We start from the raw sequence: 18,420 nt of genomic DNA on the forward strand, positions 1-18,420 counted from the left end.
AAGGCCTCCCTTGTGGTCTTCCATATCTCCCCAAGCGTCGAAGGTAGTGGCTAAAACAGGCGGCGTCTCAGCAATTCCTCCGTGCGTATACTCAGATCAGGACAACCGCATCTAGCGTCGTGCGCCACGATTTGTCGGCCGACCGCCGGATTTCACTGATCAATGAAGCCGTCTCGTCTGCGGCAACCGCTGGCATCAGACGGAGCGGATAACTGCACCGCTAAATATGGACACGGGCATCGGACTTTCGTCGCCGTCAGGCGCAAGTTTTTTTACTCCGCCTTGTTTGGCAAGAATTCTCTCGCCTACGACCGGTATCGCAGGAATGCGCTAACGCCCGATGTGGAGCACCGCGACACCAGAAAACTCTCATTTTCATTAACCGCTGCAGCGGTCAACATGATTGGACCCACAATTACTCAGATCGAGACTTCCGTGAGCACTCCAGAGGCAAACGTCAAGTGTGGACCTTCTGTGATTTCTGTCGGCGCACGGCCAAGGCTGACGAAAGATGTGGTTGAAGGACGATCTGAACCTGAACACCACGCCGACGAAAATTGTGAAATCAGCGGGGGGTGTCTGCCGGCGCGATCGACGCTCCGAATAACAGAAGCAGGCGCCGCAAGTGATCACAGCCCAGCTATCGCGCTGGGCGACAATTTACGTTAACGTTTGCCGGTCGGTCCATATGCGTACTCGAATCCGATCGCCTCGGAGGCAGAAGGCGATCATCCGACCGCTTGATCCTTCCCACCCTCAGGGTTGGGATAATCCTGACAATGAGGAAGTTTGGCTTGAGCTGGCGCGCGCCATCGGACGGCAGATTGCACGAGACGAAAACGACGGTTTGGAGCAGCCAAAAGGAGGAAGGGCATGATGACGAGGCCAATAAAAAAGAGGGCCGTGTTATACGCCCGCTATTCGAGCGACATGCAAAAGGCGACCTCGATTGACGGTCAGCTATTGCTCTGCCGGAAGATCGCGGCACGCAACGACCTAGATGTCATCGGTGCATTTGTTGATGCCGCGAAGTCTGGCCTAACCGAAAATGCGAGGGACGGCTATCAGCAATTGCTCAATGGCGTGCGAAACCATGATTTTGATGTTGTGATCGTTGAGCATTTCGATCGCCTGTCGCGCGATCCCGCAACCATCCAGCGTCTCAAGCAAGTTTTCGAGTTCAATGGCGTTGAGCTGATGGATCAGAAAGGCGTTTACGCGACTGCCACCGACATCAGCATCGCAAGTCTCTACAACACGATTTATAAGCCGCAGCTCGCCGACAAGGTTCGGCGTGGCCATGATAATGCTGTCGCTAGTGGAAGAATTCCTGGCTCATACGCTTACGGTTACCGGCCAAGGCCGGGCGCGCCCGGTGAGCGCGTGATCGATGAGAACGAAGCGAAGATCGTGGTCCGCATCTTCACCGAATATGTATCGGGGCGTTCAACCCGAGATATTGCGGCCGATCTCACGCGCCAAGGCTTGCCCTCGCCTGGCGCCACCCGTCACAAGAACAAGGCTGGTCGCACGACCTGGAATCATCAGTGCATAACTGGCGGTCGCCACGGTCGCGGCATTATCGGCAACGAGCTGTATATCGGCGAAATACATTGGAACGTTCGATCAACAATTCTGAACCCGGAAACGCAGAAGAAACAGAAACGCCGCAATCCGGACGACCGGCACATCATTGTCAAGAAGCCCGAGTTGCGGATTGTTCCGCAAGTGCTTTGGGACAGGGCGCAGAAGGTTCGCAGCGGCCGCGCCATCCATATGTTCGGACCGACGGGCAAGCCGCGGCGCCGTCCTGTGATCCCGCGCAATAATGAGCACCCACTTGCTGGGGTCCTCCGGTGTGGTGTCTGCAACGGGAATATGCGAATCGCTCAATCCTCCAGGAATGGCGCTCCGCGCGCCGCATGCGCCAATGCGCATCAACGAGGCACGTGTGAGCACACTCGGAGCTTTGACATGGACGTGCTACTTGAGGATGTCTCAAGCAAAATGGAATTAAAATTGCTTTCGCCCAAAGCGATTGAAGAGGCGATGCGTGCTTGGAAGGAGGAGCGTAAGAACGATCGGAAAAAGAACAGCGAACACGCAAATTTAGAGCGTAGACTCCGTACGTTGACCACTGAGATCGAACGCTTGTCATATGCCATCGCAAACAGCCGTCGCAAGCCGGATGAGTTGCTCAAGCGGATCGATGAGTGCGATGTGGAACGGGAAACCGTTAAGGAGCGCTTGCGGCTGCTGGGTAGTGGCAGCGAAAACGTGATCCCGTTCGACCATCCAAAGTTCGGTGACCGATATCATTCGGAGGCCAAGAGACTGGTCACCGCGCTGAGGATTAATCCGAAGGCCATCGAAACCCGCGTCGCCTTTCGCAACTTGATCGACAGCATCGTGGTGCATCCGGTTCGCAAGCGGATGCCCTACGAATATACTCCGTACCTGAACAGCGCTTCCCTTTCTAGCATGAATCTTTTCCCCGAAAATCGACGCAAGACGAGAGAGATCAGTGCGTTCGTCTACTATGATAACGTCAAGTCAGAGAAATCCGTGTCCTCGTAGTAGACGCGGACCTGCATGTGGTGGCGGCCGTCGCGGATCTCGCCGTCGAGATGGGCAGTCACGTCGCGAGCCTCTTCGCTTTTTGCAACCAGCCCGTTTTGCGCAAAAACAGCCGGCCGTGCAAGCGCGGGTTACGCCACCGCCGGCCCCGTCCTTCCCAGCGTCACCTCGACGATCTCCGGCGGCACGCCGACACGGAGCGGCATGAAGCTGCAACCGAGGCCGCCGGAGATGATGACGTCGCATTTCAGCCTGACATGACCATAGGCGAGCCGGAGGCCGTGCTGCCGCGGAACGGCGGGCGACCAGCCGAGCAGGCGAACCTGGCCGCCATGGGTGTGGCCGGACAGTTGCAGCGCGACGCGCGCGGGCACGCGCGGCGCGATGTTGGGCTCGTGCGCGAGCAGGATGATTGGCGCATCGTCCGTGACCTTGGCGAGCGTCGCGGCGAGATCGTCGGCACCGAAGCGCCCCGTGCTCCGGAAGCGCCGCGCCGGCAGAAAAGCGAGCTGATCGCCGAGGCCGGCGAGCCAGAACGGGCGGCCGTCCTTGGTGAGGCGCACGGCGTCGTTCTCGTAGACGGGAATGCCGGCCGCCTCGAGCGCACGATGCGCCACCGTCGGGCCATGCCCGGCCTGCTGCACGGCCGTGTCCACCCAATAATCGTGATTACCCATGACGGCGTGGACGCCGAGCGGCGCCTTCAGGCCCGCGAGCACCCTGGCCCATTCCTTCGCGGGAATGATGCGCGTGACCTGGTGAAGACCGGCGACATAGTCGCCGAGCAGCACGACGAGGTCGGCGTTCAAACCATTGGCGCGGTCGACGATGGCCTCGATCCGCTCCAGCGACATCCAGGGATCGCAGGCATGGACGTCGGCGATCACAGCGATCTTGAGCGGCAGATCCGCCGGCCATTGCCGCGGGGTCGGATGATAGCGGGTGACGCCGAGCCGGTGGGGCTCGATACCGACGCCGTAGGCGGCGGTCGAGAAGCCGAGAGCGGACAGGCCGCCGAAGGAACGGATGAGATGACGGCGCGTGATCATGGAAGCCCGCTTCTGCTACGGCGTCTTGATGCGGTCCGATTGAAGCGGAATTGGGGTACTCTTGTGCAGACCGTCTGCACAAGCGCTACCATCGGCTCTCGCCGATAAGCGCATCCAGCCGCGCCTTCAATTCGTCGGGCGCGCGGTAGTACCAGACGCCGCCGAGCAGGTCGCGAAAACGTGCGTCGGCGCGCGCCTCGCGCTCGATGCGGTCGATCGTCCCGGCGCTGATCACGTCCTCGAGGGGACCGGCGGCCAGCAGCGACAGCAGCACCGGGTTGGACTCGATCTTGAGGATCTCCAGGATCAGGTCGATCATCCTGTCGGGATCGTCCTCGCGCAGGTCGCGCTCGAAATCCATGATCGCGAACAGATTGTCGTCCTGGTCGCGCTCGGATCTGGAATATTGCTCGACCCAGGCGCCCGCGAGCTCGGCAACCGACATGTTGGCGCAATCGAGCGGCTCGCGCGGCGTGCGCTGCGCCAGATGGTCGGCATGCCACGCCTCGCGATCGGCCAGGCTTGCAATACGCGACATCAAGGGATCGTCGGGACCGACATGCACGCCGCCTAGCAGCCAGCGCAGCCTGTCATTGTGCGCGGCTTCCTGCTCGACACGCGCCATCATCTCCTTGCCATGCGCATAGAATAGCGCCAGCAGGAACTTGTCGTTCAGCTGCATCACCGTCGGCTTGTCGGCCTCGGTCTTGAGCACATCGAGCACGAGATTGAGCGCGGCTTGCGGCTTGCGATGCGGCAGATGGTCGAAATAGACCTTGATGGCCCAGATGCTGCCGATCTGGTCGCGACGGCTGACGCGCTGAAGCGCGCACCACATCGACGCCAGCTCGCCAAGCGGCATCGAATCCAGCAACGCCTCGGTTTCGTCAGGCGTGCGCAGCTGCGGCGCGGCCGCGATGGTCTTGAGCAGCCTCGTGTCGTCCGTCGGCTCCATTCCTTCCCACTCCAGTCCGTGTACGGCGATCCCGTTCGCCGCGCGTTCGGATTAGTGCTGGGATGGAACCTGCGGGTTCATCGACTTCGGCGATCAGTCGTCGCTTTCGTCGGTGCCGAACAGGCCGAACTGCGCCGCATCGCGATTGGGTTCGGCGAGACCGAGATGGCGGAAGGCGTGCGAGGTGAGCAGGCGGCCGCGCGGGGTGCGCTGGAGATAGCCGCACTGGATCAGATAGGGCTCGATGATGTCCTCGATCGCATCGCGCGGCTCGGAGAGCGCTGCGGCCATCGTCTCGACACCGACGGGACCGCCGCCATAGTTCATCGCGATGGTGGTGAGGTAGCGGCGGTCCATGGCGTCCAGGCCCGCGGCGTCGACCTCGAGCGCGCTCAGCGCGTGATCGGCGATCTTGCGATCGATCGTGTCGGCATCCGCGGCGGAAGCAAAATCGCGCACGCGCCGGAGCAGGCGCCCGGCGATGCGCGGCGTGCCGCGGGCGCGGCGCGCGATCTCGTTGGCGCCGTCCGCGCTCATGCCGACGTTCAGCACGCGCGCGCCACGGCTGACGATGCTTTCGAGCTCCTCGATCGTGTAGAAATTCAGCCGGACCGGAATGCCGAAACGGTCGCGCAAGGGATTGGTGAGGAGGCCCGCACGCGTGGTGGCGCCGACGAGGGTGAATTTCGACAGCTCGATCTTCACCGAGCGCGCCGCCGGGCCCTCGCCGATGATGAGGTCGAGCTGAAAATCCTCCATCGCGGGATAGAGCACTTCTTCCACCGCAGGGCTCAGGCGATGGATCTCGTCGATGAAGAGCACGTCGCGCTCTTCGAGGTTGGTCAGCAGGGCGGCGAGATCGCCGGCCTTGGCAATCACGGGACCCGACGTGGCGCGGAAGCCGACGCCGAGCTCCTTGGCCACGATCTGCGCCAGCGTGGTCTTGCCGAGGCCGGGGGGGCCGACGAACAGCACATGATCCAGCGCCTCGCCGCGCTTGCGCGCCGCCTCGATGAAGATCGAGAGGTTCTTGCGCGCCTGCTGCTGGCCGACGAAGTCGGACAGCGATTGCGGGCGCAGCGCGGTGTCGCCGACATCGTCGCTGCGGCGCTCTGGCGAGACCATGCGGTTGGCCTTGGGATCGCTCACTTCGCGAGTTCCTTCAGGCCGAGGCGAATGAGCTGCGCGGTCTCGGCGCCTTCACCCGCACTGCGCGAGGCCGATGCAATGGCCGCGGCGGCCTGCGGCTGGCCATAGCCGAGATTGACCAGCGCGGAGATCGCATCCGCCACCGGGCGCGGCGCGCGCTGGTCGTCGACGGCACCGGCAAGATGCACCACGGCGGGATCGACATTGGCGAAGGCCGGCGCCTTGTCCTTCAATTCGGTGACGATGCGCTCGGCCACCTTGGGGCCGACGCCCGGCGTGCGTGCCACCGCGGCCTTGTCGCGCAGCGCAATCGCATTGGCGAGGTCGGAGGGCGCCAGCGTGCCGAGCACGGCGAGCGCGACCTTGGCGCCGACGCCCTGCACGGTCTGGAGCAGGCGAAACCATTCGCGCTCCTGGTCGGTGCGGAAGCCGAACAGCTTGATCTGGTCCTCGCGGACATAGGTCTCGATCGACAGCACGGCGGCCTCGCCGGGCGAAGGCAGATGCTGCAGCGTGCGCGTCGAGCAGTGCACCTGGTAGCCGACGCCGCCGACGTCGAGGATGACGAAATCCTCGCCGTAGGAATCGATCAGGCCCTTCAGCTTGCCGATCATGATTGCGCAGCGCTCTTCTTGTTACCTCCCCCCTTGTGGGGGAGGTCGGATCGCCGAAGGCGATCCGGGAGGGGGGTAAGCCACAGACGCCGGCGCCCGGGGCTACCCCCCTCCCCAACCCTCCCCCACAAGGGGGGAGGGAGAAGAGTGTGCGTGCGGCTCATGTTGCGCCTCATGACTCGAACTTAAACTCCCACCACCTTCAGCCTGAGCGCCGTGCTCTGGCGGTGATGGGCGTGGGTGATGGCGATGGCGAGCGCGTCGGCAGCGTCGGCTGACGGCGGTTCGGCCTTCGGCAGCAATATCTTCAGCATCATCGCGATCTGTTGCTTGTCGGCATGGCCGGCGCCGACCACAGTCTTCTTCACCTGGTTCGGCGCATATTCGGCGACGCTGATGCCGAACATTGCGGGCGCCAGCATGGCGACGCCCCGGGCCTGGCCGAGCTTCAGCGTCGCAACGCCGTCCTTGTTCACAAAAGTCTGCTCGACGGCGGCTTCCATCGGCTTGTGATCGGATAGGACAGAGGCGAGCCCTTCGTGGATCGCGAGCAGGCGGCTGGACAGCGGCAGGTCGTCCGGCGGTTCCACCGAACCGCAGGCGACATAGATCAGGCGGTTGCCCTCAGCCTCGATCACGCCCCAGCCGGTACGGCGGAGGCCAGGGTCGATGCCGATGATGCGAACGGGGCCACGAATCGGGAGCGCAGTCATGGGCCAGTGATAGCGGCTGGCTGCGGCGGGGGAAACAGAAACAGAACGGAAGTAACAGGGGAAGTGTCGCTCTTCGCCTCTCCCCGCTTGCGGGGAGAGGCCGGAATGCGCGCGAAGCGCGGATTCCGGGTGAGGGGGACTCTCCACGAGTCCCTCTATCACCGCCGACGCGGAAACAGCCCCTCACCCCAACCCTCTCCCCGCAGAGCGGGGCGAGGGCGCACACCGTTCGTGTGTCCCCTACCCGCCCATCTTGGCAACAAGCGCGTCCGACACCTCGAAATTGGCGTAGACGTTCTGGACGTCGTCGTGCTCGTTGAGCAGGTCCATCAGCTTGAGCAGCTTCTCGCCGGTCTCGTCATCGACGGCGACCGTGTTCTGCGGCTTCCAGATCAGCGCGGCCTTGCGCGGCTCGCCGAACTTGGCTTCCAGCGCCTTGGCGACGTCGCGATAGCCTTCGGTCGAGGCGTAGATCTCGTGTCCGCCTTCGCCGGAGACGACGTCGTCTGCGCCGGCCTCGATCGCGGCATCGAGCACCGCGTCGTCGGAAGCGACGCTGCGGTCGTATTCGATGATGCCGGTGCGGTCGAACATGAAGGAGACCGAACCGGTTTCGCCGAGATTGCCGCCCGACTTGGTGAAGAAGGAGCGGATGTCGGAGGCGGCGCGGTTGCGGTTGTCGGTCAGCGCCTCGACGATGACGGCGACGCCGCCGGGGCCATAGCCCTCGTAGCGGATCTCGTCATAGTTCTCGCCGTCGCTGCCGAGCGCCTTCTTGATGGCGCGCTCGATATTGTCCTTCGGCATGTTCTCCGCGCGCGCGGCGATCACGGCGGCGCGGAGGCGCGGGTTCATGGCGGGGTCGGGCGTGCCGAGCTTGGCGGCGACGGTGATTTCCCGCGCCAGCTTGCCGAACAGCTTCGACTTCTGGGCATCCTGCCGCCCCTTGCGGTGCATGATGTTCTTGAATTGGGAATGTCCGGCCATGCGTGGTCTCGTAAAGGAATCGTGCGCCTAAGGTGAGCGTGGGAAGCGCGGCCTTATAGGCCGCCAACCCACCGGAATGAAAGAGGCTCTACGACTTTAAGGTAACACCGTAGTGGCCCTTGCCCAGATGTCAGGCATCGTTAACCCTGACTTCATTCCGGCCTGCGAAAATAGCGTACGACCGTCCCCCGACAAGAGAGACCTGATGGCGTTCGGACTATTTCGGAAGCCTCTGCCGGACATGGCTGCGCCCGCGGCCGCCCCGCAGGCTGCGGCGCCGCCGGCCCATTCCGAGCCCGGCCCGGCCGCTGAGAGCGATTCTGCCAGGGAAATCCTGGAACTGCTGGAACTCGAGCTGGGCGCGATGATTCGCCAGCTCGAGCGCGCCGCCAATTCGGTGGCCGGCGGCGCCGAAGCGACCGCCACGACGCTTGCGGCCATCCGCGACCGGACCGACGCCCTGACCGGCCGCACCAACGCCGCACAGTCGACCGCATCCACCTTCGCCCATGCCGCCGACAAGTTCACCCAGTCCGCGCTGGGCATCGGCGCGCAGGTTCGCGCGGCCGGCAAGCTCGCCGACGAGGCCAGTGCCGCGGCGCAGGAAGCCCGCGCCAATGTCGACCGACTGCGCGAGTCCTCCGCCGCCATTGGCAACGTCGTCAATCTGATCGCGCAGATCGCGCGGCAGACGACGCTGCTCGCGCTCAACTCGACCATCGAGGCCGCGCGCGCGGGCGCTGCGGGCAAGGGCTTTGCGGTCGTCGCGACCGAAGTGAAAGCACTCGCGGTGCAGACCCAAGGCGCGACGGAAGAGATCACCAAGAAGATCGACGCGCTGCAGCGCGACGCCGCCGGCTCCGCCGATGCCGTGCACCGCATTTCGCAGGCGATCGAGGCGATCCGCCCGGTATTCGAAACCGTCAATGGCGCGGTCGCCGAGCAGAATGCCACCACGAGCGAAGTCTCCGGCAATGCCGCCAGCGCCTCGGAGTTCATCGTCTCGGTCGGCCAGAGCGCGGCCGAGATCGATGCCGCGACCAAGGCGGCCGAGACCCATGGCGAGAACGTCGCCAGCGCCGGCAAGGCGGTCACCACCTTCGCACAGAAGCTGAAATCGCGCTGCGCGGTGCTGCTGCGCCAGAGCGAGCACGACGACCGCCGCAAGACCGAGCGGCTGCCCTGCCATCTCAAATTCGAGAGCGCGCGCGGCGTGATGCCGGTCTACGAGATCGCGATGGACGGCGTGCTGATTGGCGGTGCGGGCTCGGGCCGGCTGACGCCGCAAGCGATCATCGAAGGCAGCCTCGAACTGGTCGGCGCCTGCCGCCTGCGCGTCGTCGAGCAGTCCAAGGCCGGAGCCCGCGCGCATTTCGTCAATCCCGATGCCGAGCTCCGCGAGAAGATCGAAGACCGGCTGTGGTCGATCCACGAGGAGAACACGGAGTTCGTCACCCGCGCGATGGAAGCGGGCAACGCGCTGACCCAAATCTTCGAGCAGGCGGTTGCACGCGGCGAGGTCGGGATCGACGACCTTTTCGACACCGACTATGTGGAGATCGCAGGCACCAATCCACAGCAATACCGCACCAGGTATCTGGACTGGGCTGACCGCGCACTGCCGCCGTTCCAGGAAGCGTTTCTCGCCAAGGAACCGCGCATGGCGTTCTGCGCCATGGTCGACCGCAACGGCTTCCTGCCGGTGCACAACAAGATCTATTCGCATCCGCAGCGGCCGGGCGACGCCGCCTGGAACACGGCCAACAGCCGCAACCGGCGCATCTTCAACGATCCGGCGGGGCTCGCGGCCGCGCGCAACCTGCGCTCGTACCTGGTCCAGAGCTATGCGCGCGACATGGGTAACGGGAATACGGTGATGATGCGCGAAATCGACGTCCCGATCCGCGTGCAGGGCCGGCACTGGGGCGGATTCCGCACAGCTTACAAGCTGTAGTGCCCGCTCTCGTGCACTCCTGGGCAAGACGCCGCTCGCGAATCATCCTCTAAGGTCGAAACTGGAATGGGAATGCCGCCGAGAGCCAATCCACGGCTCTGACTGGAGAAAACCCGTACATGTCTCTGGCACAACTTGCAGTATTGGACACCGGGTCGGACCGGACGCTGGCTGAACGCCTGATCGACCAGCTCGCCGACCGCATCGGCGGTCTCGGCGTCGAGCTCGCCGACATCGCCGGCAACGTCCAGGAAGTCGCCAACCGCGTCGCGAACCAGTCGGAACGGTTCCATCACCTCCAGGAGACGGCGGAGACGATGGTCTCGGCCAACCACGACATCGCCAATGCGTCGCAGGCGGTGCAAACGACGACGTCCGCGGCGGTCGGCGAGATCGCGCAGTCGCGCAGCGCGGTCGATACCGCCGTCAGCCACATCTCCGAGCTTGTCGCGGCCGTTGGACGGATCGAGGCGCGCCTGAGCGCGGTCGGCTCGGCGCTGGCGCAGGTGGCCAAGGTGTCCGGCTCGATCGAGGCGATCGCGAAGCAGACCAACCTGCTCGCTCTCAACGCCACCATCGAGGCAGCGCGGGCCGGCAATGCCGGCCGCGGCTTCGCGGTGGTCGCAAGCGAGGTGAAGAACCTTGCCGAAGCCACCCGCCAGGCGACGCACCAGATCTCCGACACCGTGCGCGATCTCGACGGCCAGATCGAAGGCCTGATCGGCGAGAGCAGCGACGCCTCGCAGCGCGCGAAGACCGCCGGCGAAGGCGCCCAGCAGATCTCAAGCATCATCTCGCGCGTCCAGCAGGGCTTCGCCTCCGTGGAAGCGGAGATCGACAGCGTCGCGCGCGCGGCGACCTCCAATCTCGGCCATTGCGACACCGTCATCAGCGAGCTCAACGAGCTCGCCAAGGGCGTCGACCTCTCCTCGCGCGACCTCAAATACACCGACGAGCGGGTGGCCAAGCTGCTCGACACCTCCGAAGGCCTGATCGCGATGATCGCCGACAGCGGCGTGGAGACGTCGGACGCGCCGCTGATCCGCGCGGTCGTCGAGACCGCCAAGCGGATCTCGGCCGAGTTCGAGGCCGCGATCGATCGCGGCGAGATCACGCTCGACCAGCTCATGGACGAGAAGTACCGCGAGATTCCCGGCACCGATCCAAAGCAGTATCTCACCAGCTACGTCGACTTCACCGATCGCGTGCTGCCCGCCATCCAGGACCCGATCCAGAAAGCCGATCCCCGCATCGTGTTCTGCGTCGCCTGGGCCAAGGGCGGCTACCTGCCGACCCACAATCCGAACTACCGCCTGCCACAGGGCAAGGACCCGGTCTGGAACAACGCCAATTGTCGCAACCGCCGCCTGTTCACCGATCGCGCGGTGAAGAAGGTCGCTGCGAACACCAAGCCGTTCCTGCTCCAGACCTACCGCCGCGACATGGGCGGCGGGCAGTTCGTGCTGATGAAGGATCTGTCCTCGCCGATCATGATCCGCGGCAAGCACTGGGGCGCGTTCCGGATGGGCTTCCGGCACGGCTGAAGGATCTCGCGACGGCCGCTCCTGCGGCCCTTCAATCAAAAACCTGAAAAACAACCCCATGCACAGTAGCCGGGGCACGCGGAATCAATGGCTTAGAAGCCTCATGGGATGAGATCGAAGCTAGTGCGGCCGACAGCAGCACCCTCTCCGTTCCCTCCCCCCTTGTGGGCAGGGCTATCGCATGTGGTGTGCATGATGCGGCGGCATCGGCACTCGGCTCCCTCTCCCGCTTGCGGGGGAGGGCTGGGGTGGGGGTGTCTCCGCGTCGGGATTGCCAGGGATTGCGGAGAACGTTCCAAGCGCCTAGTGCGGCCATTGCTCCGTCGGGCAAAACAGGAGCATGATGTCATCATCGCGCACGTCGGCCATCCGGCTATTGGCCGTTGCAATTGATCCCGTGCACCGTGCTTGCCGTCGCTCGCTTTTCCCAATCGCACGAATTTCGTGATCGCATGATTTTGCGCATTCGCACGATCATCTGCGGCGATTCACGGCGCGCGCGGCGAAAATGCGCCACAATATGACGATTATCATACCAATGAGCCGCCGCACAAATTCGTGAACGTCATGGCCTGACGCGTCAGTCGCGCAAATATGCATTGCCGGGAATTTCGACGCTTCATCGTTTCGCGTCGTTATGATTATGGTCGCGCGGAAATTCGCCGAATTGATCGCCGCAAGCGATCGTCGAGCAAGGGGATGCATATGGCAACTGTTCTCACCATCAATGGCGAAACGAAATCCTTCGACGCGCCGCCGGAAATGCCGCTGCTGTGGGTGCTGCGCGACATCCTCGGGATGACCGGCACCAAGTTCGGCTGTGGCATCGCGCAATGCGGCGCCTGCACGGTGCATGTCGACGGCAAGGCGGTGCGCTCCTGCGTGCTGCCGGTGAGCGCGGTCCAGAACCGCACCATCACCACCATCGAGCATATCGGCAGCACGCCTACGGGCGCGAAGGTGCAGAAGGCCTGGCTCGATGCCGAAGTGATCCAGTGCGGTTACTGCCAGTCCGGCCAGATCATGTCGGCCGCGGCACTGCTGGCGGCAACGCCCAACCCTGATGATTCCGACATCGACGCCGCCATGGCCGGCAACATCTGCCGCTGCGGCACCTATGTGCGCATCCGCGAGGCCATCAAGCAGGCGGCCTCCGGCCGTCAGTCGTGAGGTCCGCCATGAATGCACACAACAGCGTCTCCCGCCGCACGCTCCTGACCGGCGGCCTTGCCACCGGCTTCCTGCTCGCCTTCCACCTGCCGCTGCGCGCCGCCGTCAACGAGCCGGTGCAGCCGAAGGATACGACCGATGGCAAGTTCGCGCCCAACGCCTTCATCCGGATCGACCCTGAAGGTGCGACCACGCTGGTGATGCCGCAGGTCGAGATGGGGCAGGGAATCTACACCGCGATCTCGATGATCCTGGCGGAAGAGCTCGACGCGGATTGGTCGAAAGTCCAACTGCTGCACGCACCGGCCAACGAGAAGCTCTACGGCAATCCGATTTTCATCATTCAGGCGACCGGTGGCTCCACATCGGTCCGGGCATTCTGGAAGCCGCTGCGTGAAGCCGGCGCCAGCGCGCGTGCCATGCTGGTGCAGGCTGCAGCTGCGCAATGGAACGTCGATCCCGCCAGTTGCACGACGTCGAAGGGTGAGGTGACCCACAAGGCGAGCGGCCGGACGCTCTCCTATGGCGCGCTTGCGGCTGCCGCGAGCGGCCAGACGCCGCCCAAGGACGTCCCGCTCAAGGACCCCAAGGATTTCGTCTATATCGGCCAGCCGTTCAAGCGGCTCGATACACCCGAGAAGGTCAACGGCAAGGCGGTCTACGGCATCGACGCCATCGTGCCGAACATGAAGTTCGCAACGCTGGCGCAGTGCCCGGTTTTCGGCGGCAAGGTCGGCAAGGTCGATGATCGTGCCGCGAAGAAGATTCCGGGCGTGCGAAAGATCGTCGTGCTCGACGATCTCGTCGCCGTCGTCGGCGATCACATGTGGGCGGCGAAAAAGGGCCTGGATGCGCTCGACATCACGTGGAACGAGGGACCGAACGCAAAGCTCAATTCGAAGGCGATTTGGGACGATTTGCGCGCCGCCAGCGCAAAGGACGGCGTGGTCGCCAGATCCACCGGCGACATCGCCAAGGGTCTCGCGAGCGGCGAAAAACTCGAAGCTTCGTTCGAGCTGCCGTTTCTCGCCCACGCAACGATGGAGCCGTTGAACGCCACGGTGCATTGCACGCCCGATTCTTGCGAAATCTGGACCGGAACGCAGATCATGGCGCGCGTGCAGTCGGAGGCGGCAAAGGCGGCCGGGCTCCCGGTCGAGAAGGTGACCGTCAACCAGCACCTGCTGGGCGGCGGCTTCGGCCGCAAGCTCGAGCCTGACATGGTGGTCGCGGCCGTTCGCATCGCCAAAGAGGTCGACGGGCCGGTCAAGGTCGTGTGGACCCGCGAGGAGGACATTCAGCACGACGTCTATCGACCGGTCTATCGCGATACGATCGCGGCGACCTTGTCGGCCGGCAAGATCGTCGGCTGGAAATACAAGATTGCCGGCGCTGCGATCATCGCGCGCTGGCTGCCGCCGGCCTTCCAGAAGGGCATCGATATCGACGCGATCGACAGCGCCACCGACGTGCCCTACGACATCCCGAATGTCCACGTCGAATATGTGCGGGCCGAACCGCCGGCAATACCAACGGGGTTCTGGCGCGGGGTCGGGCCCAACAACAACGTGTTCGCGGTCGAATGCTTCATCGACGAACTGGCGCGCAAGGCGGGCAAGGACCCGGTCGAGTTTCGCCGTGGAATGCTGGCCAATCAATCGCGCTTCCTGTCCGTCCTCAATCTTGCGGCAGAGAAAGCCAATTGGGGTCAACCCTTGCCGGCGCGCGTCGGGCGCGGCGTGTGCTTGCAGCCGTCTTTCGGTAGTTTCATCGCAACCGTTGTGGAAGCTGAGGTCGACGAGCAAGGCGAGATCAATCTACGCCGTGCGACCTCGGTGGTGGATACCGGCATCGCCGTCAATCCCGATACGATCGTGGCTCAGGTCGAGGGCGGGCTGATCTTCGGCCTTACCGCCGCGCTCTACGGCGAGATCACCATCGAAAAGGGGCGCGTCCAGCAATCCAACTTCAATGACTATCGGATGCTGCGGATCCATCAGACGCCCAAGATCGAGGTTCACGTCGTCAAGAGCGGCGAGGCACCCGGCGGAATTGGCGAGACCGGCACGACGGCGGGGCCGCCGGCGCTGCGCAACGCGATTTACGCCGCAACCGGCGTGGCGCTGCGGCGCCTCCCGATCGACCGGAAACTGCTGGCTGCGGGGAAGAAGGCATGAGCGGCACGATGCGTATCCTCACAAGTATCGTTGTGATCGCCATCGTCGCGGTGGCGCTTGGCGTCTTCCTCGTCCGCGGGCCCGGCCCGCTCGACTTTGCCGGCGGCACGAAAGTGGCGCTGGCGGATTACCGCGCCGGAAAGCCGACCGGCGTGCCGGCAAAGCTGGAGAAAGCGAGCCTGGTCGAACGCGGCGAATATCTGGCGAAGGCCGCCGACTGCATGGTCTGCCACACCAAGCCGGGCGAGGAGGACTATTCCGGCGGGCTCGCCTTCAAGCTGCCGTTCGGCACGCTCTATTCGACCAACATCACGCCGGACAAGGACACCGGCATCGGCAATTACAGCGACCAGGATTTTCTGAACGCGGTCCAGCACGGCAAACGCAATGACGGCGCGCGGCTCTATCCGGCGATGCCGTACACGTCCTACACCTTCATGACCGACGAGGACGTGCTCGCGGTGAAAGCGTATCTGTTCAGCCTGCCGGCGGTGCGCGCCAAGGCGCCCGACAACACGCTGTCGTTCCCGTTCAACCAGCGCTGGGCGATGACCTTCTGGTCGGCCGTGTTCAATCCGGACACGCGCTTTGCGCCGGATACGTCGAAGAGCCCGGAATGGAATCGCGGGGCATATCTCGCCGAAGCGCTGGCGCATTGCGGCGAGTGCCACACACCGCGCAATCTCGGCTTCGCGCTGGATAACCGCAAGAAGTTCACCGGCGCTATCACGGCGGGCTGGCGCGCCTTCAACATCTCGTCGGACAAGGCGACAGGTCTCGGCAACTGGAGCGACGCGGATCTGATCTCGTATCTGTCGCTCGGCCATGCGCCGGGCCACGGCTCGGCCTCGGGTCCGATGGGTGAAGCCGTCGACCACAGCTTCAGCCAGTTCGCCCCCGAGGACATAAGCAGCATCGTTGCTTACCTGCGCAGCGTGCCGCCGCAGCCCTCGCCCGACCTCCCCGCCACCACGGCGCCGGTCGCGCCCGCCTCGCACAAGGACGGCGTGACGGCCGACGCCCGCGGCAAGAAGGTGTTCGCCAGCGCCTGCGCCAGCTGCCACGGCTGGAGCGGCGAGAGCCCGGTGTCGCCGATGGCGACACTCACCGGCACCTGGGCCGTCAACGACCCCACCGCCACCAACGTCGCGCAGATCGTGATCTCGGGCACCAGGCGCCATACGCCTGATGGTGCGCTGTCGATGCCGGCGTTCGGCAACGCCTACACCGACGACGAGATCGCGGCGGTGGCGAACTATGTGACGGCGCGGTTCGGCGCGAAGGGCTCGAAGCTGACGGCGAAGGATGTGGCGGAGCTGAGGGAGCAGACGGCGGAGTAGCGCGCAGCCATCCGCCGCGAGATTGATGCGCAATCGCGCGCATCAATCTCCGCCGTCGTCCCGGACAAGCGAAGCGCAGATCCGGGACCCATACCCACAGGGAGTAGTGTGGCGAAGACTCGGAGTGGGAGCTGTGCCCCACACTTCTCCCTGGGGTTATGGGTCCCGGCCTTTCGCCGGGACGACAGCGAGTGTGTAGCGCGACCGTCAGCTCAACCAGAACCTCGGTGTCGCCGGCTCCAGCCGGCCGCCCACGCGCACCGGCGCGATCCGCAGCGCGAGGCCCGTTGCATCGTCGGTCTCGATCGCAACGCCGCTGAGCGTCGCCACTCCGGCCGCCGGCTCGAACCGGCCGGAGGGAATCCCCGACGTGAACCGGCGCAGCGGTTCTTCCTTCTGCATGCCGATGATGGAATCGTAGTCGCCGGTCATGCCGGCATCCGTCATGTAGGCGGTGCCGCCGTTGAGGATCTGGTGATCGGCGGTCGGCACATGGGTGTGGGTGCCGACGACGAGGCTGGCGCGGCCGTCGCAGAAGAAGCCGATGCCCTGCTTCTCGCTGCTCGCCTCGCAATGGAAATCGACGACGATCGCATCCGCTGCAACGCCGAGCGGACAGGCGCCGAGCTCGCGCTCCAGCGCCGCAAAGGGATCGTCGAACGGAGTCATGAAGACGCGGCCCAAAGCATTGACGACGAGCGCATGCTTGCCGTTCTTGGTCTCGACCAGCGCCGCGCCGCGGCCGGGCGTGCCGCGCGGATAGTTCGCGGGCCGCACCAGGCGGTCGGCGCGCTCGATGAACACCAGGGCCTCGCGCTGGTCCCAGGAGTGATTGCCGAGCGTCACCGCGTCGGCGCCGGCATCGAGAAACTCCTGATAGATCGCTTCGGTGATGCCGAAGCCGCCGGCGGAATTTTCGCCGTTGACGACGACGAAATCGAGCGACCAGTCCTTGACCATGCCGGGCAGATATTCGGCGATGGCCGTGCGCCCCGCACGGCCGACGACATCACCCACGAAGAGAATGCGCAACTTCAGAACTCCGGAAATCGAACACGTCCGATTCCGTTAGCACATAATCCAGCGCGACGTCGTGGGATAGTGCCGGAACCGCCTCGATCTCCTGCGCGGCAAACGCAAGCCCGATGCCGACGATTTGCTTGGTCTTGCGCAAGTGAGCGAAGGTGAAGTCGTAATGCCCGGCACCATAACCGATGCGGTGGCCGAGCCGGTCGAAGGCCGCGAGCGGCGTCAGCATGATGTCGGGGATGACTTCGCTTGCTGCCGGCGACGGCTCGGGAATGCCGAGCGGGCCGAGCATCAGCCGGTCGTTCGGATGAAAGATACGGAAGACCAGCGACTGGCCGCGCGCGGTGACACAGGGCAGCGCCAGCCTTGCGCCCTCCTCGGCGAGCTTCCTCAAGAGCGGCATCGGGTCGATCTCGCTGCGGATCGGCGAATAGCCGGAGACGATGCTGCCGGGCAGCAGCTTGAACGGCAGCCCGCGCTTGGCGAGCTTGGTGGCAGCGGCGGCGCGCTTCTTCTCGCTCAGCGCGTCGCGTTTGGCGAGGGCTTTGGCACGGAGCTCGGCTTTCGAATTGGACATGCGCGCTTTCCCCCGAAGGCAGAGCCTCGCTCCGCTGTCATCACCCGCGAAAGCGGGTGATCCAGTATTCCAGAGACGCGAGTTGCAAGAACCGAGACGCCGCGGCGTACTGGATGCCCGCCTTCGCGGGCATGACACCGAGACTCAATTGAACCGCAAGCGTGTCGGGGACGCAATTTCGACAAGCACAAACCAAGCAAACAAAAGTGCGAAGCCGCGGACGCCGTTGAAGCACTCGATCCCGGAGTTCCCTACGAAAGTAGGTGGGCACCATATGTCCGGGCCCACGGGCCCGGCCAGGGACAGTTCCCTAAAGGATCGATAAGGCCCCGGGGATATATGGCTCCGGACGCGCGTCGCAGCCTCGCCTTTGCAATGTAACAACGATACTGACGAACCGCCAGCCCGCCGACGGGCTGCCGAGCTTCGGTGCAATGAAATCAGTCCTTCCTGCCGCCACGGCGGAAGTGCGCTCCCTCCCCCGCTTGCGGGGGAGGGTTGGGGAGAGGGTGTCTCCGCACTGAGATTCCCCAAGAGGTGAGAGCCCTCACCCGGCACTTCGCGCCGACCTCTCCCGCAAGCGGG

General features: G+C 64.4%; 14 protein-coding genes, 1 other RNA gene and 1 pseudogene. 6 read left to right on the forward strand and 10 right to left on the reverse strand.

The features are described from left to right. Window positions 1–873: 873 nt before the first annotated feature. Window positions 874–2,577, forward strand: coding sequence for a recombinase family protein (locus tag AAFG50_RS37595; RefSeq protein WP_011084356.1), 1,704 nt, complete (start codon window positions 874–876; stop codon window positions 2,575–2,577). On the opposite strand, the pseudogene AAFG50_RS37600 reads toward AAFG50_RS37595, so the two are convergent. The 7 genes and pseudogenes from AAFG50_RS37600 to AAFG50_RS37630 form a co-directional block, all read right to left on the reverse strand. Continuing rightward, window positions 2,550–2,669, reverse strand: a pseudogene (locus AAFG50_RS37600) (acyl-CoA thioester hydrolase); the annotation flags it as partial. The gene AAFG50_RS37595 and the pseudogene AAFG50_RS37600 sit on opposite strands and share 28 nt — an antisense overlap. 39 nt (window positions 2,670–2,708) lie before the next feature. After that, window positions 2,709–3,626, reverse strand: a complete 918-nt coding sequence (locus AAFG50_RS37605; protein ID WP_028173433.1) for a metallophosphoesterase — start codon at window positions 3,624–3,626, stop codon at window positions 2,709–2,711. An 85-nt stretch (window positions 3,627–3,711) separates the two neighbouring features. After that, a complete protein-coding gene (locus tag AAFG50_RS37610) occupies window positions 3,712–4,581 on the reverse strand; it encodes a DUF6869 domain-containing protein (protein WP_028173434.1) in 870 nt (289 codons plus the stop codon). A 93-nt stretch (window positions 4,582–4,674) separates the two neighbouring features. Continuing rightward, on the reverse strand, window positions 4,675–5,706 hold the full coding sequence (ruvB, locus tag AAFG50_RS37615; RefSeq protein WP_171463833.1) for a Holliday junction branch migration DNA helicase RuvB: 1,032 nt from the start codon (window positions 5,704–5,706) through the stop codon (window positions 4,675–4,677). Window positions 5,707–5,726: 20 nt separating this feature from the next. Next, window positions 5,727–6,344: a Holliday junction branch migration protein RuvA gene (gene ruvA / locus AAFG50_RS37620; protein ID WP_011084352.1), complete on the reverse strand. Its 618-nt coding sequence runs from the start codon at window positions 6,342–6,344 to the stop codon at window positions 5,727–5,729. A 185-nt stretch (window positions 6,345–6,529) separates the two neighbouring features. Then, entirely contained in the window at window positions 6,530–7,057 is a 528-nt protein-coding gene (gene ruvC / locus AAFG50_RS37625) for a crossover junction endodeoxyribonuclease RuvC (protein WP_011084351.1), read from the reverse strand. A 240-nt stretch (window positions 7,058–7,297) separates the two neighbouring features. Beyond that, window positions 7,298–8,044 carry a YebC/PmpR family DNA-binding transcriptional regulator gene (locus AAFG50_RS37630; protein WP_011084350.1) on the reverse strand — a complete coding sequence of 249 codons (747 nt, stop codon included), beginning with the start codon at window positions 8,042–8,044 and terminating at the stop codon, window positions 7,298–7,300. Between the two features lie 205 nt (window positions 8,045–8,249). Between AAFG50_RS37630 and AAFG50_RS37635 the strand changes: the two genes are divergently transcribed. The 5 genes from AAFG50_RS37635 to AAFG50_RS37655 all read left to right on the forward strand — a co-directional run bounded on the left by AAFG50_RS37635 (window position 8,250) and on the right by AAFG50_RS37655 (window position 16,229). Then, window positions 8,250–9,998, forward strand: a complete 1,749-nt coding sequence (locus AAFG50_RS37635) for a methyl-accepting chemotaxis protein (RefSeq protein WP_028173435.1) — start codon at window positions 8,250–8,252, stop codon at window positions 9,996–9,998. 119 nt (window positions 9,999–10,117) lie between these two features. Beyond that, the gene (locus AAFG50_RS37640; protein ID WP_028173436.1) at window positions 10,118–11,542 is read left to right on the forward strand and encodes a methyl-accepting chemotaxis protein; all 1,425 of its coding nucleotides are present in this window, start codon (window positions 10,118–10,120) and stop codon (window positions 11,540–11,542) included. 705 nt (window positions 11,543–12,247) lie between these two features. Further along, window positions 12,248–12,712, forward strand: coding sequence for a (2Fe-2S)-binding protein (locus tag AAFG50_RS37645; protein ID WP_028173437.1), 465 nt, complete (start codon window positions 12,248–12,250; stop codon window positions 12,710–12,712). 8 nt (window positions 12,713–12,720) lie between these two features. Beyond that, complete coding sequence (locus AAFG50_RS37650; protein ID WP_028173438.1) at window positions 12,721–14,889, forward strand: xanthine dehydrogenase family protein molybdopterin-binding subunit; 2,169 nt, start codon at window positions 12,721–12,723, stop codon at window positions 14,887–14,889. Continuing rightward, a complete protein-coding gene (locus AAFG50_RS37655; protein WP_028173439.1) occupies window positions 14,886–16,229 on the forward strand; it encodes a cytochrome c in 1,344 nt (447 codons plus the stop codon). The genes AAFG50_RS37650 and AAFG50_RS37655 overlap by 4 nt, the downstream gene beginning before the upstream one ends. 207 nt (window positions 16,230–16,436) lie before the next feature. Here the strand turns inward: AAFG50_RS37655 and AAFG50_RS37660 are convergent, their stop codons facing one another. From AAFG50_RS37660 to ssrS, 3 genes are all read right to left on the reverse strand, one after another. After that, a complete protein-coding gene (locus AAFG50_RS37660) occupies window positions 16,437–17,261 on the reverse strand; it encodes a TIGR00282 family metallophosphoesterase (protein WP_028173440.1) in 825 nt (274 codons plus the stop codon). Beyond that, window positions 17,239–17,835 carry a 5-formyltetrahydrofolate cyclo-ligase gene (locus tag AAFG50_RS37665; RefSeq protein WP_028173441.1) on the reverse strand — a complete coding sequence of 199 codons (597 nt, stop codon included), beginning with the start codon at window positions 17,833–17,835 and terminating at the stop codon, window positions 17,239–17,241. The genes AAFG50_RS37660 and AAFG50_RS37665 overlap by 23 nt, the downstream gene beginning before the upstream one ends. Window positions 17,836–18,042: 207 nt before the next feature. Further along, window positions 18,043–18,203, reverse strand: a non-coding RNA gene (gene ssrS / locus AAFG50_RS37670) — 6S RNA. Window positions 18,204–18,420 lie beyond the last annotated feature (217 nt).

The sequence above is a fragment of the Bradyrhizobium sp. B039 genome (assembly GCF_038965675.1).
Taxonomy (GTDB): domain Bacteria; phylum Pseudomonadota; class Alphaproteobacteria; order Rhizobiales; family Xanthobacteraceae; genus Bradyrhizobium; species Bradyrhizobium diazoefficiens.

Bases quoted from the DNA above. Each gene is read 5' to 3' on its own strand.
- AAFG50_RS37595 (WP_011084356.1), top strand. From the start codon at position 874: ATGATGACGAGGCCAATAAAAAAGAGGGCCGTGTTATACGCCCGCTAT.
- AAFG50_RS37605 (WP_028173433.1), bottom strand. From the start codon at position 3,626: ATGATCACGCGCCGTCATCTCATCCGTTCCTTCGGCGGCCTGTCCGCT.
- AAFG50_RS37610 (WP_028173434.1), bottom strand. From the start codon at position 4,581: ATGGAGCCGACGGACGACACGAGGCTGCTCAAGACCATCGCGGCCGCG.
- ruvB (WP_171463833.1), bottom strand. From the start codon at position 5,706: ATGGTCTCGCCAGAGCGCCGCAGCGACGATGTCGGCGACACCGCGCTG.
- ruvA (WP_011084352.1), bottom strand. From the start codon at position 6,344: ATGATCGGCAAGCTGAAGGGCCTGATCGATTCCTACGGCGAGGATTTC.
- ruvC (WP_011084351.1), bottom strand. From the start codon at position 7,057: ATGACTGCGCTCCCGATTCGTGGCCCCGTTCGCATCATCGGCATCGAC.
- AAFG50_RS37630 (WP_011084350.1), bottom strand. From the start codon at position 8,044: ATGGCCGGACATTCCCAATTCAAGAACATCATGCACCGCAAGGGGCGG.
- AAFG50_RS37635 (WP_028173435.1), top strand. From the start codon at position 8,250: ATGGCGTTCGGACTATTTCGGAAGCCTCTGCCGGACATGGCTGCGCCC.
- AAFG50_RS37640 (WP_028173436.1), top strand. From the start codon at position 10,118: ATGTCTCTGGCACAACTTGCAGTATTGGACACCGGGTCGGACCGGACG.
- AAFG50_RS37645 (WP_028173437.1), top strand. From the start codon at position 12,248: ATGGCAACTGTTCTCACCATCAATGGCGAAACGAAATCCTTCGACGCG.
- AAFG50_RS37650 (WP_028173438.1), top strand. From the start codon at position 12,721: ATGAATGCACACAACAGCGTCTCCCGCCGCACGCTCCTGACCGGCGGC.
- AAFG50_RS37655 (WP_028173439.1), top strand. From the start codon at position 14,886: ATGAGCGGCACGATGCGTATCCTCACAAGTATCGTTGTGATCGCCATC.
- AAFG50_RS37665 (WP_028173441.1), bottom strand. From the start codon at position 17,835: ATGTCCAATTCGAAAGCCGAGCTCCGTGCCAAAGCCCTCGCCAAACGC.